Annotated in this window: 15 protein-coding genes; 5 read left to right on the top strand and 10 right to left on the bottom strand. The window is 65.7% G+C overall.

The features are described 5' to 3' along the window. Positions 1 to 37: 37 nt before the first annotated feature. Both trxB and trxA read left to right on the top strand, forming a co-directional pair. Positions 38 to 1,024, top strand: a complete 987-nt coding sequence (trxB, locus tag BLS25_RS03975; RefSeq protein WP_074694511.1) for a thioredoxin-disulfide reductase — start codon at positions 38 to 40, stop codon at positions 1,022 to 1,024. A gap of 61 nt (positions 1,025 to 1,085) precedes the next feature. Further along, complete coding sequence (gene trxA / locus BLS25_RS03970) at positions 1,086 to 1,409, top strand: thioredoxin (protein WP_056225032.1); 324 nt, start codon at positions 1,086 to 1,088, stop codon at positions 1,407 to 1,409. Between the two features lie 242 nt (positions 1,410 to 1,651). Here the strand turns inward: trxA and BLS25_RS03965 are convergent, their stop codons facing one another. The 4 genes from BLS25_RS03965 to BLS25_RS17125 all read right to left on the bottom strand — a co-directional run bounded on the left by BLS25_RS03965 (position 1,652) and on the right by BLS25_RS17125 (position 7,998). Further along, entirely contained in the window at positions 1,652 to 1,999 is a 348-nt protein-coding gene (locus BLS25_RS03965; protein ID WP_074694510.1) for a tryptophan synthase subunit alpha, read from the bottom strand. 83 nt (positions 2,000 to 2,082) lie between these two features. Continuing rightward, positions 2,083 to 3,057 carry a ParB/RepB/Spo0J family partition protein gene (locus BLS25_RS03960; RefSeq protein ID WP_074694509.1) on the bottom strand — a complete coding sequence of 325 codons (975 nt, stop codon included), beginning with the start codon at positions 3,055 to 3,057 and terminating at the stop codon, positions 2,083 to 2,085. Then, positions 3,057 to 3,983, bottom strand: a complete 927-nt coding sequence (locus tag BLS25_RS03955; RefSeq protein ID WP_371129306.1) for a ParA family protein — start codon at positions 3,981 to 3,983, stop codon at positions 3,057 to 3,059. Before BLS25_RS03955 ends, BLS25_RS03960 begins: the two co-directional genes overlap by 1 nt. 3,649 nt (positions 3,984 to 7,632) lie before the next feature. Beyond that, entirely contained in the window at positions 7,633 to 7,998 is a 366-nt protein-coding gene (locus BLS25_RS17125) for a hypothetical protein (RefSeq protein ID WP_256335529.1), read from the bottom strand. Positions 7,999 to 8,397: 399 nt separating this feature from the next. Between BLS25_RS17125 and BLS25_RS03945 the strand changes: the two genes are divergently transcribed. After that, on the top strand, positions 8,398 to 8,976 hold the full coding sequence (locus tag BLS25_RS03945; protein WP_074694508.1) for a TetR/AcrR family transcriptional regulator: 579 nt from the start codon (positions 8,398 to 8,400) through the stop codon (positions 8,974 to 8,976). Between the two features lie 123 nt (positions 8,977 to 9,099). On the opposite strand, the gene rsmG is transcribed toward BLS25_RS03945, so the two are convergent. The 6 genes from rsmG to rpmH are packed head-to-tail and all read right to left on the bottom strand — an operon-like array spanning position 9,100 to position 12,170. After that, entirely contained in the window at positions 9,100 to 9,729 is a 630-nt protein-coding gene (gene rsmG / locus BLS25_RS03940; RefSeq protein WP_056225045.1) for a 16S rRNA (guanine(527)-N(7))-methyltransferase RsmG, read from the bottom strand. 8 nt (positions 9,730 to 9,737) lie between these two features. Continuing rightward, positions 9,738 to 10,241, bottom strand: coding sequence for a Jag family protein (locus BLS25_RS03935; RefSeq protein WP_056225050.1), 504 nt, complete (start codon positions 10,239 to 10,241; stop codon positions 9,738 to 9,740). Positions 10,242 to 10,256: 15 nt separating this feature from the next. Further along, a complete protein-coding gene (gene yidC, locus BLS25_RS03930) occupies positions 10,257 to 11,330 on the bottom strand; it encodes a membrane protein insertase YidC (RefSeq protein WP_176786308.1) in 1,074 nt (357 codons plus the stop codon). Positions 11,331 to 11,332: 2 nt separating this feature from the next. Next, positions 11,333 to 11,689, bottom strand: a complete 357-nt coding sequence (gene yidD / locus BLS25_RS03925; RefSeq protein ID WP_143017815.1) for a membrane protein insertion efficiency factor YidD — start codon at positions 11,687 to 11,689, stop codon at positions 11,333 to 11,335. After that, on the bottom strand, positions 11,686 to 12,024 hold the full coding sequence (gene rnpA, locus BLS25_RS03920; protein ID WP_056225054.1) for a ribonuclease P protein component: 339 nt from the start codon (positions 12,022 to 12,024) through the stop codon (positions 11,686 to 11,688). The genes yidD and rnpA overlap by 4 nt, the downstream gene beginning before the upstream one ends. Positions 12,025 to 12,032: 8 nt before the next feature. Further along, positions 12,033 to 12,170, bottom strand: coding sequence for a 50S ribosomal protein L34 (gene rpmH, locus BLS25_RS03915; RefSeq protein ID WP_013584598.1), 138 nt, complete (start codon positions 12,168 to 12,170; stop codon positions 12,033 to 12,035). A gap of 295 nt (positions 12,171 to 12,465) precedes the next feature. On the opposite strand from rpmH, the gene dnaA reads away from it, so the two are divergent. Both dnaA and dnaN read left to right on the top strand, forming a co-directional pair. After that, a complete protein-coding gene (gene dnaA / locus BLS25_RS03910) occupies positions 12,466 to 13,890 on the top strand; it encodes a chromosomal replication initiator protein DnaA (protein WP_056225058.1) in 1,425 nt (474 codons plus the stop codon). A 451-nt stretch (positions 13,891 to 14,341) separates the two neighbouring features. Continuing rightward, positions 14,342 to 15,493, top strand: coding sequence for a DNA polymerase III subunit beta (gene dnaN, locus BLS25_RS03905; RefSeq protein ID WP_056225062.1), 1,152 nt, complete (start codon positions 14,342 to 14,344; stop codon positions 15,491 to 15,493). The last annotated feature ends 16 nt before the right edge of the window (positions 15,494 to 15,509 follow it).

The raw sequence follows: 15,509 nt of genomic DNA, 5'->3' as shown, positions 1-15,509 counted from the left end.
TTTCATCCGACGGAATCAACGAGAGGAAGGCGCAAACGTGCGTCACGTCATCATCATCGGATCGGGCCCGGCCGGATACACGGCCGCCATTTACGCTGCCCGAGCCAACCTCGAGCCCCTCGTCGTCGCGAGCTCCGTCGAAGCCGGCGGCGACCTCATGAACACGACCGAGGTCGAGAACTTCCCCGGGTTCCCCGACGGCATCCAGGGGCCCGACCTCATGGCCAAGATGCAGGCCCAGGCCGAGCGCTTCGGCGCCCAGGTGCTCTACGACGACGTCGTGTCGCTGGAGCTCGACGGTCCTGTCAAGAAGGTCACGCTCGGGAGCGGCAAGGTCGAAGAGGCCGTCTCGGTCATCTACGCGACCGGTTCCGCCTACCGCAAGCTCGGTCTCGAGGGCGAAGAGCGCCTGTCCGGCCGCGGTGTCTCGTGGTGCGCGACGTGCGACGGCTTCTTCTTCCGCGACCGCACGATCGCTGTGGTCGGCGGCGGCGACTCCGCGATGGAAGAGGCGAACTTCCTCACCAAGTTCGCGTCGAAGGTGTACATCATCCACCGCAAGGACTCGCTTCGCGCGTCGAAGATCATGCAGGAGCGCGCGTTCGCGAACCCGAAGATCGAGTTCATCTGGAACAGCGCCGTCGACGAGATCCTCGGAGACGAGGCCGTGAACGGTGTGCGCCTGCGCTCCACGGTCGACGACTCGACGCGTGAGCTGCCGCTGGACGGTCTGTTCGTCGCGATCGGCAACGACCCCCGCACGCACCTCGTCCACGACAAGCTGCAGCTGACCGACCAGGGCACCATCTGGGTCGACGGCCGCTCGTCGCGCACCTCGGTGGAGGGTGTCTTCGCCGCCGGTGACGTCATCGACCCCACCTACCGCCAGGCCATCACGGCCGCGGGCAGCGGAACCGTCGCCGCTCTCGACGTGGAGCACTTCCTCGCCGCCCGCGGCGAGGCCGGCGAGCCCGCTGTCGCCGAGAGCCCCATCGAGGGCCTCCCGGACGCCGCGGTCGTCTGAGGAACAAAACCCGGTTCACCGGCGTTTTCATCAACTGACGCTTTCACTAAGGAGAAATGCAATGACTGCCAAGGCGACGACCTCCGCAACGTTCGAGCAGGACGTCCTGCAGGCCGACGGACCCGTTCTCGTGGACTTCTGGGCTGAGTGGTGCGGACCATGTCGCATGGTCGCCCCCGTGCTCGACGAGATCCAGAACGAGAATGCGGGAAAGATCACCGTCCTCAAGCTCAACGTCGACGAGAACCCGGACCTCGCGATGAAGTACCAGATCACCTCCATCCCCGCGATGAAGGTCTTCCAGGGCGGTGAGGTCAAGACGACCATCATCGGCGCGAAGCCCAAGTACGCGCTCGAGCAGGACCTCGCCGCGTTCCTCGGCTGAGACCTCTGACTGAACGTCCCCGGTGCCTCAGGGCGCCGGGGACGTTCGCATGTGCGGGCGGTCCCCGCTGAAGCAGAAAAGCCGACTCAGGATGCCATCACCCCGACAACGGCGATGACGACGGATCTGATCGACCAGGCGTGGAGGACGGGGTCGTTCACACAGACGCCCGCTGTGCGAGCGCTCACCGGCGATCTGAGGGCCGTTCGAGCCTTTATCGACCCCGGAGGCGACCGAGGGGCTCAGGAGGCGTCGAGCCTGACGTTGGCGTCCCACCGGCGGTGGGGTTCTTCCTCGCCCAGGATCCTCCACACGGCTTTCGTGAGCGGGGGGTAGTCGAGCGCGATCTGGCGAAGCACACGGTAGTTGCGCGAGCGGTTGGGGCGAACTCCGCCGTTCTCGAAGATGTTGTCGGCGCGCAGAGTGAGGACGACGAGTTCGTCGACACTGGGCAGGTCTTCCATGAAGTCCCACGGATCTTCACCGCCGCGCAGACGCTCGTGAATGAGGACCGCGAGTTCGTCGGAGGCTTCCGCGCGCAAGAGCTCGAGGCTGGCGCGACGGCGCGGGGTATCGTCGTTCGCTGTCACCGTTCCAGCGTACGTCGACCTACCGACACCGGGCGCGGGGCCGCGTTCGCTCGCCGCGAGATCAGCTTGCCGACGGTCCCGCTTCAGCCGGTGTAGCCCTCTTCACCCAGCGTCGCGAGGATGCGATTGAGGTCCTGAATGCTGGCGAAATCTATGCTGATCTGGCCTTTTTTGGCGTTGAGAGACACGCGGACCTTGGTGTCGAACCTGTCTCCGAGACGATCCGCGATGTCGTCGAGTCCCGACCGGCGCGATCCGGCCTTCGGCTTCTGACGAACCGGGGCGACACCCGGCATCTTCGCGGCAGCCTCAGCCGCGCGAACTGACAGGTCCTCGTTGACGATCTTATCCGCGAGCTTCTGCATCTCTTTGGGGTCGTCCAGAGAGAGGATCGCGCGAGCATGCCCGGCGCTGAGAACGCCGGCAGCAACGCGCTGTTGCACCGGGACGGGCAGCTTCAGCAGGCGGATCGTGTTGCTGATCTGCGGACGCGAGCGACCGATGCGCGTCGCCAACTCTTCCTGAGTGATGCCGAAGTCCTCGAGCAGCTGCTGATACGCGGATGCCTCTTCGAGGGGGTTCAGCTGAGAACGATGAAGGTTCTCGAGCAGAGCGTCGCGAAGGAGATACTCGTCATCGGTCTCGCGGACCACCGCCGGGATGCTCTCGAGCCCGGCCTCGCGGGAGGCACGCGTGCGTCGCTCACCCATGATCAGCTCATAGGTACCGTCGCCCTTGTCGCGAACGACCACGGGCTGAAGGACACCGAACTCGCGGACCGAGTGGACGAGCTCCGCGAGGTCATCCGCATCGAAGTGCGTACGAGGCTGACGAGGGTTGGGGACGATGGTCTTCGGGTCGATGTGCACGAGGCGTGCGCCCGGCACCGACACCAGCGCCGCGTCGTCCTCGGTGCGACCCGCGTCGGTCTTCGCCGCCGCATCCTTCGCCGCGGCGACCCCGTCGGGGAAGAAGACATCGACGGGACGCGCCTCCGACGGCTCCATCGTGGGGATGAGGGCGCCGATACCGCGCCCCAGACCGGTCCTCTTGGCCATCAGGAGCCCTTCTTGGTGGTGTCGCGAGCGACGATCTCTACTGCTGCCTCGCGGTAGGCGATGGCGCCCGCTGACTGGCCATCGTACGCGATGACGGTCTGCCCGAAGCTCGGCGCCTCGGACACACGGACGGATCGAGGAATGACGGTGTCGAGCACCTCGTCCGTGAAGTGCGATCGAACCTCCTCCGCGACCTGCTGTGCGAGACGCGTACGCCCGTCATACATGGTCAAGAGGATTGTCGATACGTGAAGACCAGGGTTGAGGTGCTTCTGGATCATCTGCACACTGCCGAGCAACTGGCTCAGCCCCTCGAGCGCGTAGTACTCGCACTGGATGGGGATCATGACCTCGTCGGCCGCGGTGAACGCGTTGATCGTCAGCAGTCCCAGCGAGGGAGGGCAGTCGATGATGACGAAATCGAGGTGATTGCCCTCGATCGCGAGATAATCCCGCAGCGCACCCCGAAGGCGATGTTCACGCGCGACCTGTGATACCAGCTCGATCTCGGCACCGGCGAGGTGGATGGTGCTCGGAGCACAGAGCAGGTCGGGGGACTCGGGGCTGACCTGCACGATATCCGCGAGAGGGAATTCATCGATGAGCACGTCGTAGACGCTGGGCGTATCAGCGTTGTGGGGAACGCCCAGGGCGGTCGACGCATTTCCCTGGGGGTCGAGATCGATGACGAGGACGCGAGCACCGACCGAAACGAGTGCGGCAGCGATGTTAACAGCGGTCGTGGTCTTGCCCACTCCGCCCTTCTGGTTAGAGACCGTGAAGACACGGGTTCGACCGGACAACTCGACGGTGGTCTCGTCGAGCACACGCCTCCGCGCCGAGAGATTCGCGATCTCACGTGCAATGGGGGAGTCCTCGAAGGATGACGGCGTGGCTGCCTCATCGGACTGTTTCACGTGAAACACACCTTCCCGTCGCCAACCCGATCAGTCTACCCGCGGGTGCTGACATTCCTGATGGGCGGATGAATTGGATCACGTGCAGCAGAGGCATGAGCGCCGGGGGCTCAGCCCGACTCAGAAGGGGGTCGCACCCCCCGGAGAGGGCTTCAGTGTTCGTTTCACGTGAAACGTCGCGTTCTGGTCTGACCATTCGGCGGTTGTGGTCTCGCGCTGCAAAGTTGAGTACGCGTCGCCCTGTGAGGGATGTTTCACGTGAAACGTGTGCGGAGAATTGAGACTCACCCGAAAATGCGCAGAGGAAGGTCGCCACACAACCAGTTTCGTGCGTTCGGCGCTTTGCGTCAGCTGCAGGTTCTCTGCTCGAGCTGAGCTGGTAGACGTTTCACGTGAAACATGCGATGCCGCGGCTTGCTCCGCACCTCCTCATGCTGGGCTGGCTTGGTGCGACCGCCGTGAGCGCGCCCATGCGTTCGTTCGGCTGGGGAGTTCATGTTTCCGCGACTATCCACGAAAGTTGCGCAGTCTCGCGATCACTGCGAACACCCCACCCAGGACGGGGAGGGCGTAGTCCATCGGGGCGCGAGGAACTGACCGCCATCATCAGCCGATGTCGATGCGCCCCAGCGATACAGGATGACGGCGGCTCCTGGTGACAGCAGGGAACTCCGAGTCTCGTCGCAAGCGCGACCAGCCAGCCCGTGTCTCCGGGAGGCGTTTACGTTCTGGTCACCCGCGCGAGCGCACAGTCTTCAGGCTGGCCTCACAACCTGGGCGTGTGACGCACGGTTGCGCGCGATGCACACACCCGAGAGCACTCGTACGGCTGCTGGCGGCACACGTCCTGGACCTCCGAACCGGCAATGGCTCCGGGAGATCACACGGCAGCGGATTTGGCACGTGCGATGCGAGCCGCGCGCCGCGGGTATCACGCACCGCGAACGGGAGCGAACCGGAATCAGACGGAGTCGGGCAGTTCCACGAGACGGCGGGCGCTAGCCTGAGGGGATCCACACCTCCGCGAGAGCCAGGCATGGCCCAGGGGGTCGGCCGGAATCACGCGGGGTTGAGCAGCTCCGTGCGACGACGACCGCCGACCCGGTGCGAGCCACGCCTTCGTAAGAGCCGCGCGGGGCAAAGCGGTCGGCCGGGATCGCGCGGGGTTGAGCAGCTCCGTGCAACGACGACCGCCGACCCGGTGCGAGCCACGCTGGCGTAAGTGCCAGGGCACGACGCAGGGGAGCGGACCGAGATGAGGACGCGTCGAGCAGTACCGCCAGAAGACGACCGCCGGCCACCGATACCAGCGAGTCGCTCGATGCCCACGTTGGCGATGAGCGGCAGGGGAGAAGAACTCGCACCACAACGGCATGAACCCGCGGCCGCCGTGCGTAGAGCGCGCTCCGCCGGCCGCGCCCGCCACCAGTCCTCCCGCGAGGCCTGCGCGGTGAACGGACGCACGCACCTCACGCAGGCGGGTAATGCCCAGGCCTGACTCACCTTCGCCCCTTGGCCGGGGACTGAGGCCACTCTCGAGACGAGCCGAAAGCCTTGCGATCTCGCCGGCTTTCAGGCTCGATTGGGTGGATACCGGAGACTCACCGGCCGGGTCTCCAGACTGCGGCTCGACAGCTGCGCTCGATCGTCGGACCGTCGGCGATACATGCGCGTTCGGATGCCACCTGGGGCGTTCACGTCAGCGCGGGGAAATCAGGGGTTCTGCGCACGGCCACCTAAGCGCCGAGCTCCGCCACCATGTGGCCACAGCGCTACGCGTCGATATTGGCACGCGCGTCCGACGTGGGCCTACCAGCTTCACGCACGTCCCGCGCGGTGCGATGTTTCACGTGAAACGTCGCGTGAGTTGAGCCCAGTAGGGCTCGGCCTTCTTCCAAGGGTTGGCAATCAAATCGTCCGTTATTCAGGCGTGCCCTGCACTCCCCGGTGCTCGACAGCATCAGGCCGTGGGCCTCGGGCCCGCACGCAGGCAGCCCTCTTCCGTCCCCAGGAAGACCAGTGCACGAGCGAGAAGAGATCGACCGCCAGCGCGGAACGGCTTTGTCACACCCATTGCCTACGGATACCCGAATGGAGAGCAACCGCACGCGCTCCGTCCGCGCTGAGCCCGCTCCCAAAGAGGTGTTGGTCACCAGCCCAGATCACTCCACCGCTGGAAGCAGGCGAGCCACTGCCGCGCGCGTCCTTCACCGTGGTGCCATCCCGACGGTCGCGGTCGTATTCGTGGGCGCGAACGGACGGCCGTGAAGCCGCGCTTCACGTTGTCAAAGGGAGGTCCTGCTGCCTTTCGGCTCGTCCCGCGAAACATGACCGACGACATGCTCCACGTGAAACATACCCCCGCGCCTTCCGCACGAAGCGACCAGGTGGGTCGTGGCTGACCTTCTGACGCAGCAAGGTTGCCGGCTCCGCGTGATCAATCGCGCACGGCTGCAGCGCCCGGTCCGTGACACCCACTCCATCACGACGGGTTCCGGGGGAGGGGATTCCCGCTTCTCGGTGCATGACGTTCGCCGGGGGAGCAGTCTTCTTCAGGTGGCGGCCCGAGCGCCACGCGAAGCGGTGTCGGGGGAGGGGCTGCGTGCCTACGTCAGAGCGCCGTCCGTGTCGCGCTTCCGTGGCGGAAAGCACTTCAGGGAGGAGGGCGGCACCACTGCGACACCCCGCGCTCCCCATACCAACACGAGTAGAGCGACCAAAGGTGATTCGGTGCTGTGAAGCAGCGCCCTCGACCTTCGAGGACGCATCGGACCGCCAAACGCTGGCTAGCCCGCCCTTAGAGACTCCCCGCAGCCCCAAGGAGGGCCTCATGCCTCACCCCCGCGGATGGCATCGCGCCAATCTCGGAAGACGACGAACTCGGCCCACCGATAGGCGCAGGGTCGCCGCGAACGAGCGCGAAGGCCGGCGGAGCAGAACAGATCACCCATCGCTAAAGCGATCCACTCTTTCCACACCTCTCGACATGGACCGAGCCGACAGGGACCCGCTGCACCAGGATGATCTCCACCACTCGCCGAGCTCGAGATCGTCTGCAGAGAAGCCCAGCTCCAGCACCATCCGCGATCGTCAAAGGTTTCACGTGAAACATCGCAATCAGAGCCGAGCGTTCGCACTGCCGCCGGCCGGGGGGAGCGCAGCATTCGGTATGCGACCAGGACCCGGCATCCCACCCCACCCGCGGCCGGCACACACCCATCGAGGACGAAACCCCTAGCGGCCGACCGGCGGCTTGCTGAAAGGCTCGGGACACTTAACGTACTCCCCGAGTACAGCCGCAGAGTGTTGTCCCCGATCGCCGACAACACCCACCCGGACCCGGACAGTCGTTCGATCACCACCATGAGAGAGCGCACGAGACATCCATACCCATGGAATGCCGAGTTAGCGTGGACCACTCTCAGCGGAAAGGCCGCCCGACCCCACCAGACGCGAGGTCCTGCGAACGACCAGGCGCTGACACCCGGACCCCGGTTCGCTCCACACAACCGCCACGTCGAGACAACCTCCCCACCGGCCTTGTTCAGCTCCCGTTTCACGTGAAACGCACGCGTCTCGCTCTTGGTGTCCCACCGTCCCACCACTGCAAGGCACGCGCGCTCGATCCTGCTGAAAGCGCAAGCATCACGTTCGCGTCTCACAGAAGCAGCTCGAGCTGATCGACGACGAGATCGGGACCCGGGACGAAGGGATGGTGGCCGGGCGCAAGCTCGACGAACCTTTGCGCACGAGCAGCATCAACGCGCTGCAGGACGACAGACGTACTGCGGTCCTCTTGGCACACGATGTACGTCGAATCCACCCCGTGCCAGCCCGCGCACGAGACCGGAGTCGCGAAAGCCGCCGTGGATTGCATCGTGACTCGGTCCCAGGCTCGGGACTGGATGGCGGCATCGGCGTCTTGGAGGAATCGCCGCCCGAACGACGAGACATCCTCTCCCTCGAGCTCGAGGAGCCCTCCACCGCCGAGCTTCGCGCGCACCAGGTCAGGGTCATCGCTCATGATGGTTCCTTGAGATTGACCCACCTGCGGCAGATAGGAGGTTACGTACGGCGGCTTCTTCACCGCAGGATGATGGCCCGCCTCTGCGATGACGGTGCGACCGCAGGAGGGGCCGACGACAACCGCCGCATCCACCTGAATCAGAGCGAAACGCAGGTCCGCGGCATCCGCCACCAGACCTCCAGACGCGGGCCAGCCGTCTCACCGCACGAAGGAAGCGCGACAGCGCGGCTCACGATCCCGGTACGGTCCCGTAGGAGATCAGCCGTCGGCTTCCATCACCACGCGCCACCCCGCACCAATGCTCCGTGCGCAGACACGACCTCCATGGTCACGCCCGTTCGTGTTGACCCCGCGTCAAGGTTAGACGTACCTGATATTACGTGAAATGATCGCACCGTGGGCAGACAGAAGCAGCCGGCAATCGCAGAAGACCTGTTGGACCAGTGCGCCGAGCACGCTCTCACTCACGGGCTCCCCGATGGCCTCGGGCCGTTCGCCCAGGCGACGGGCACATCCGCTCGGATGCTGCTCTACCACTTCGGCACCCGCGACGAATTGTTCCGCGCCGTGCTGCGTCGCGCACGCGAGATGCACCTCGCCTCCTACGGCGAGCTGCTCCGGGTCGTCCCGGGGGAGAGCTACACGCGCACGCTGGCCACAGCCTGGGTGGGCATGACCGAACCCGAGGGCCAGTCCTTCTTGCGGATGTTCACGCACCTCCCTGAGCAGCGCGAGAACTCGCTGTGGCCGGGCTTTCACGCACGAGCGACCACCGACTGGCTCCCGCTGCTCGCCCAGGGTCTGTCAACGATCGACCCGCCGCCGTCCGCAACGCTGGTCCTCGCCGTCATCCGCGGATTAATCATGGACCTGGATGCGACGGCGGACTTCCGCCGCGTCGATCAGGCCTTCACCATGTTCCTCCGGAGCATCGACCCGGGTGCACCCGAGGTGTCACGTCCGCACGACCCGTAGCTCGGACCGGCGCCCCGCCGGCGGTCGACCACGCCCTCGCGCGCTCGTCGACGACGACCCGTGAGGGCGGGGGTGCCGTGTGATTCGGCTCGCTCGCGACCGTCAGTCCGACTCGCAGGTCTCTCAGCGCGAAACAGTGGCCACGAACACGCGCGTGGGTTCGTCGAGCACTCCCTCGCCGACGACCTCGATCGCGACGTCAGTCAGCCCGAACTTCCGCACCTGCTTCGCGGCCGCGTCTACCTCGGCGCCCACGTTGGCGCCCTTCAAGAAGACAAGTCTGCCGCCGGGTCGAACCAGGGGAGCGGTGAACGGCAGAAGCGTGCGCAGAGCGCTGACCGCGCGGGCCGTCGCCACGTCGAACACCCGTCCCTCGGACCACTCCTCGCCACGCATACGAGCGACGGTCACATTCTCGAGTTCGAGCTCAGCCACCTGCTCCGACAGCCACGCGGTACGGCGCTCCATCGGTTCGATGAGCGTCCACTCCACGTCCGGACGGGCAATCGCGAGCACGAGTCCCGGCAGACCCGCACCCGATCCCACGTCGACGGCGCGCCCCGAGAAGTAGGGCGCGGCGATCGCGCTGTTCAGAATGTGGCGTGTCCACAGTCGCGGCACCTCGAGCGGGCCGATGAGCCCGCGTTCCTCCCCGTGAACGGCGAGATTCCTCGTGAAACGACGGGCCTTCTCGATGTGATCGCCGAACAGCGTCAGCGCTGCGCCCGGCTCGGCCTCGAGCTGTTCCGGCATCCGATCACTCAGCCGCGACGGATCACGGTGTGGCGGTCGGCACCCTCACCGAACGACTCGGAGGTGAACCCGCGGTCGGCGGCGATGTCGTGCACCAGCTTGCGCTCGTAGCTCGACATGGCCGGCAGCGACGCCTGCGATGCTCCCTCGTCGAGACGGGCGATGGCCCGGTCGACGAGGTTCTCGAGCTGCCGCTGACGGGCGTCGCGCGATCCGCCGATGTCGAGGATCAGGCGCGAGAACCGTCCCGTCGAGTTCTGCACCGCCAGACGCGTCAGCTCCTGCAGCGCCTGCACGGTGTCAGGGTGCGACAGAGTGGACAGCGCCGCGGCATCCTCGGCCTCCACAGAGACGTACGCGCGGCCGGCGCGCACGTCCATGGCGAGGTCGCCGTCGATGTCGGCGATGTCCAGGAGACCCTCGAGGTAATCGGCGGCGATGTCGCCCTCCTGCTCGAGCTGCTCCTCGGTGGCGGCGGTCTGGTCGGGGGCGATCTGATCGGACGTCGTCATCGTGATCTCCGGTTCTCAGGAGGCGGGTGCGGAGCCGGCGTTGCCGGCGGATCCACCCGCGGCACCGGTGTTCTTCGTGGACTGCTGCTTCTTCGCGCGCTGCTTTCCGACCGGCTGCTGACGCTTCGGCTGGGCTGCGCGAGCCTTCTCAGCCTCTTCGAGGAGGCGCTCCTGCTCGGCGCGATACTTCTCGACCGGGACGACCTTGCCCGACGAGTCGATGGCCTTGCCCTTGCGCGCCAGGCGCTCCTCGCGAGCCTTGGCGGCGTCGGAACCGGGCGTCGGCATCTCACGGATGACCACGAACTGCTGCACCATCGTCCACAGGTTGCTGACGAACCAGTAGATGACGACACCGAGCGGGAAGAAGACGCCCGAGAAGATGAAGGCCAGCGGCAGGATGTAGAGCATGATCTTCTGCATCTGGTACGCCTGACCGGTCTTGGCCTCGGGCGACAGGTTCTTCGAGATGATCTGCAGCTGCGTGAAGAACTGCGAACCGATCATGAGCACGACGAGCGTGAGCAGGATAGCGACGGTGACCTGCCCGTCGGGCTGGCTCCACGCCGTGACGAGGTTGACGTGCATGGATGCCACGTCGAACAGGCGCGCGTCGTAGAACTCGGTCGTGAGCTCGGGCGTGAGCAGGCCCACGCCACCGATGCCGCTCGCCGCGTGCTTCGAGACGTCGTTCAGCACGCTGAAGAGGGCGAAGAAGATCGGCATCTGCACGAGCAGCGGGAGGCAGCTCGAGACGGGCGTCGTCCCGTGCTTCTTGTACAGCGCCATCGTCTCGCGGCTCATGGCCTCGCGGGAGAGCTGGTCGCGCTTGCCCTTGTACTTCTCCTGAACCTTGCGCAGCTCAGGAGCAATCTCCATCATCTTGCGCTGGCTCTTGATCTGCTTCACGAACAGCGGGATCAGAGCGGCGCGCACGATCAGCACGAGGCCGACGATCGACAGCACCCAGGTCAGACCGGCGGCCGGGGCCATGCCCAGCGCGGTGAAGAGCGCGTGCCATCCGACCAGCACGAGTTCGACCATCCATTTCAATGGCCAGAGGATGGTCCCAATGAGATCGAATTGCACGATCAGTCCTTTCGGGAGGGCACGACGAATCCGTGCCGAGTGAGTTCGTGGCGGAAGGCCCGATGAGGACGGACGTCGTCGATGCCACCCTGAGCCCAGGGATGGCAGCGTGCGAGACGGGCCGCGGTGAACGCGATGCCCTTCACGAGTCCATGCTGCTGCACGGCGCCCACCGAATAGGCGGAGCAGGACGGGTAGTACTTGCACACGTCGCCGTAGACGTGCGAGATGGTCGCTCGATACGCGTGCAACAGCGCCAGCCCCGCATTGCGGGGGAGGAGCGGGATGGACGCCACGACACCGTCGGCCGAGAGACGGCCAGCCCCCGTGGAGGAGGTCGGGAGAGTCGAAGCGCTCATACCGATGCTTTTCGTTCGAGGCATCGCACCACATCGGCGCGAAGCGTCGGGTAGTCGACGGTCGCCGCCGATGGCAGCGCACGGATGACAATCGAGGCGCCCCCGCGAACAGACGGGAGCGCCTCGGCGCACACCGCCTTGAGGCGGCGGCGAATGGTGTTGCGGGTGACCGCGGAGCCGACCTGGCGGCTCACGATGAAGCCGAACCGGGGCGAACCACTTTCGGCCGAGGTTCCGACGTAGGTCACGGTGTGCGCTCCGGCACAGCGAGTGCCCCGTCGGACCGTGGCTTTGTAGTCCGATCCGCGGGTGAGTCGGTTCGGCTTCGCGAGCACCGGGGCTGTCAGGCCGAGAGCTCGGTGCGGCCCTTGGCGCGACGGGCCGCGAGGATGCCACGGCCGGCGCGCGTACGCATACGGGCGCGGAAGCCGTGCTTCTTGGCGCGGCGGCGGTTGTTGGGCTGGAAGGTGCGCTTGCTCATGGGTCACTCCGGAGGTGATGTCGCCCGATGCTCTTCTGCCGGGGACGGGGGTCGGGACTGCCGTATAGGCATAAGTCAACCGACTAAGGCTACGTCGCGAGCGGCGTTAACTCAAACCGAGAACGCGACCGCCTATTATCCCCAGGCGTTGTCCACAAGCGTGGCAAAGACACGCGACCGAGTCCTACAGTGGATTTTGCTCCGACTGAGCCGCGAACTAGCGTGGCCCCGGAAGTTATCCACAGGTTCGACGCGACACGTCGATCTGCCGTCGCGTCAAGATCCCGGAGGGGATATGTCTCTGCACGAAGCACCGGATGTGCCCGTCTGGTCATCCGTGCTGGACCAGCTTCTCACCGATGATCGCGTCACCCCGCAACTCCACGGCTTCTTGAACCTCGCCGTTCCGCAGGGTGTGATGGGCGGGACGCTCTATCTCGACGTGCCGAACGATCTGACCGCGGCGCAGTTCAACAAGCGCATGCGCGCCCCCATCCTCGAGGCGCTCGCCCAGGTACAGGGAGACGACCCGCAGATCGGCACGTTCCGAGTCGTCGTCAACCCCGACGTTATCGAAACCCAGCGCAGCTCGTCGGCGGCGCCGAGTGAAGAGCGCGCGATACAGGCCGCCCCCACGCACGCCGCCCTCAAAGAGCAGGCACCCGAGCCGATCGTTCCCGCGTCCCGCAACGACACGCGCCTCAACCCGAAGTACACCTTCGACAATTTCGTCATCGGCCAGTCCAACCGCTTCGCCCACGCCGCCGCGGTCGCCGTGGCCGAGGCGCCGGCGAAGGCGTACAACCCGCTGTTCATCTACGGGGACTCCGGGCTCGGCAAGACCCACCTCCTCCACGCGATCGGCGACTACGCCGCGAGCATGTATGCCGGCATCCGTGTCCGCTACGTGTCGAGCGAGGAGTTCACGAACGACTTCATCAACTCGATCGCCAACAACCGCGGCTCTGCTTTCCAAGCGCGCTACCGCGACGTCGACATCCTCCTGATCGACGACATCCAGTTCCTGCAGGGTCGCGCCGAGACGCAGGAAGCGTTCTTCCACACTTTCAACACGCTGCACGATCACGACAAGCAGGTCGTCATCACCAGCGACCTTCCGCCGAAGCAGCTCACCGGCTTCGAAGACCGCATGCGGAGTCGCTTCGAGTGGGGCCTGATCACCGACGTGCAGGCACCAGACCTCGAGACCCGCATCGCGATCCTGCGGAAGAAGGCCCAGAGCGAGCGCCTGCTGATCCCCGACGACGTGCTCGAATACATCGCCACGGTGGTGTCGTCGAACATCCGTGAACTCGAAGGCGCCCTCATCCGCGTCTCGGCGTTCGCGAGCCTCAACCGCTCGACGCTCGACATGTCCCTGGCTCAGACGGTGCTGCGCGACATCATCGACCAGGACGACGCGAACGTGATCTCGCCGACCGACATCATCACGGCGACCGCCCAGTACTTCAAGCTGTCGGTGGACGACCTGTACGGCTCGAGCCGCTCCCAGGCCGTGGCCACCGCCCGACAGATCGCCATGTACCTGTGCCGCGAGCGCACGAGCCTGTCGCTGCCGAAGATCGGGCAGCTCTTCGGCAACCGCGACCACACGACCGTGATGTACGCCTACAAGAAGATCAGCGACCTGATGAAGGAGCGTCGATCGATCTTCAACCAGGTGTCCGAGATCACGAGCCAACTCGGACGCATGCGCTGAGCGCCCGTCTGCGGAAGGGGTCCGACCACGATCGTGGTTCGGGCCCCTTTTCTCGTTTTCGGCCCCTGATCAGGTCCTGAAGGGCGCTGAGCAGTAGTTTCACCGAGGTTCTGCACAGTGTGGAAAACCTGTGGATAACTCTCTTTTCCTCGGGATGATCTGTGCACTGCGCTGTTAACACTGTGGAAGACGGGCGATCGACCCCGCGACCCCGACGCGTTAAGTGCCCAGGCTGTCCGCAGCTCCTCCACAGTTAACGGAGCCCGACATCCCTGCTGTTAACACGCGTGTCGAGAGTTATCCACACTCTCCACAGCTGTTAACAAGATGAAGATCCCAAATCATTGTTAAGAGAGATTCGATGACCTTGCCGTGGAGACGTCGGTCGACAGGCTCGGTCGGACGTGGGCACTAGCATGGGTAAGCCATACCCGCCGTCAAGGGAGCACCCGTGAAGTTCCACGTCAATCGCGATGTGTTCAGCGAAGCCGTCTCGTTCGTGGTCAAGCTCCTGCCGCAGCGCAATCCGCAGCCGATCCTGGCCGGTGTGCTGATCGAGGCCAACGAGCAGGGCCTCACCCTCGCCGCCTTCGACTACGAAGCATCCGCGCGAACGACGATCGAAGCGACCGTCGACGAGCCGGGCACGATCCTGGTCCACGGCCGCCTCCTCAGCGACATCGCCAGCCGTCTGCCGAACGCACCCATCCAGATCGCCGTCGACGACGACGGCGGCATACTGCTCACGTGCGGATCGGCGCGGTTCACGCTCGCCTCCATGCCGGTGCAGGAATACCCCGCCATCCCCGAGGTCACCGGAGAATCCGGCCTCGTGCCGGCCGACGAGTTCGCCACGGCCATCGCGCAGGTCGCCTTCGCGGCGTCGCGCGACGACGTCACGCCCGTCCTCACGGGTGTGCAGCTCGAGGTCTCCGGCACGCGGCTGAGCCTGGTCGCGACCGACCGCTACCGCGTCGCCCTGCGCGAGATCCCGTGGGACGGCGGTGCCGCGGCATCCGACGAGCCCACCTCGGCCCTCGTGCCGGCCCGTACTCTCCAGGAGGTCGGTAAGACGTTCGCCCACGGTGGCGACATCTCGATCGCGTTCTCGGGTTCGGGCGATCGCGAGATCATCGCCTTCTCGTCGGGCAACAAGACCGTCACCTCGCTGCTGATCAAGGGCAACTTCCCGCCGGTCCGTCGCCTGTTCCCCGCGCAGACCGAGCACCACAGCGTGGTCAACACCGCGGAGCTCATCGAAGCTGTCCGTCGTGTCGCACTCGTGCTCGACCGCTCCGCGCCGCTGCGTTTCACCTTCGGTCCCGACGGCGTCTCGATGGATGCGTCCGGCACCGAGCAGGCTCGCGCCACCGAGTCCGTCGACGCGACGCTCGTCGGCGACGAGGTCACCCTCGGTCTCAACCCGCAGTACCTGATCGAGTCGCTGGGTGCCGTGCGCAGCGAGTTCACGCGCATCACCTTCACCTCGAGCGACAACGCGAACAAGCTCAGCCCCGTGCTGGTCACTCCGCAGACGTCGGTCGAGAAGGGCGGCGAGGGGACGTTCAAGTACCTCCTGCAGCCCAACCTCCTCCTCCGCTGAGCTGCGTCTCGCTGCC

It is taken from the genome of Microbacterium testaceum StLB037, from assembly GCF_900104345.1.
In the GTDB taxonomy this organism is placed as follows: domain Bacteria; phylum Actinomycetota; class Actinomycetes; order Actinomycetales; family Microbacteriaceae; genus Microbacterium; species Microbacterium testaceum_A.
This window is presented reverse-complemented; position numbering and strand designations above follow the sequence as displayed.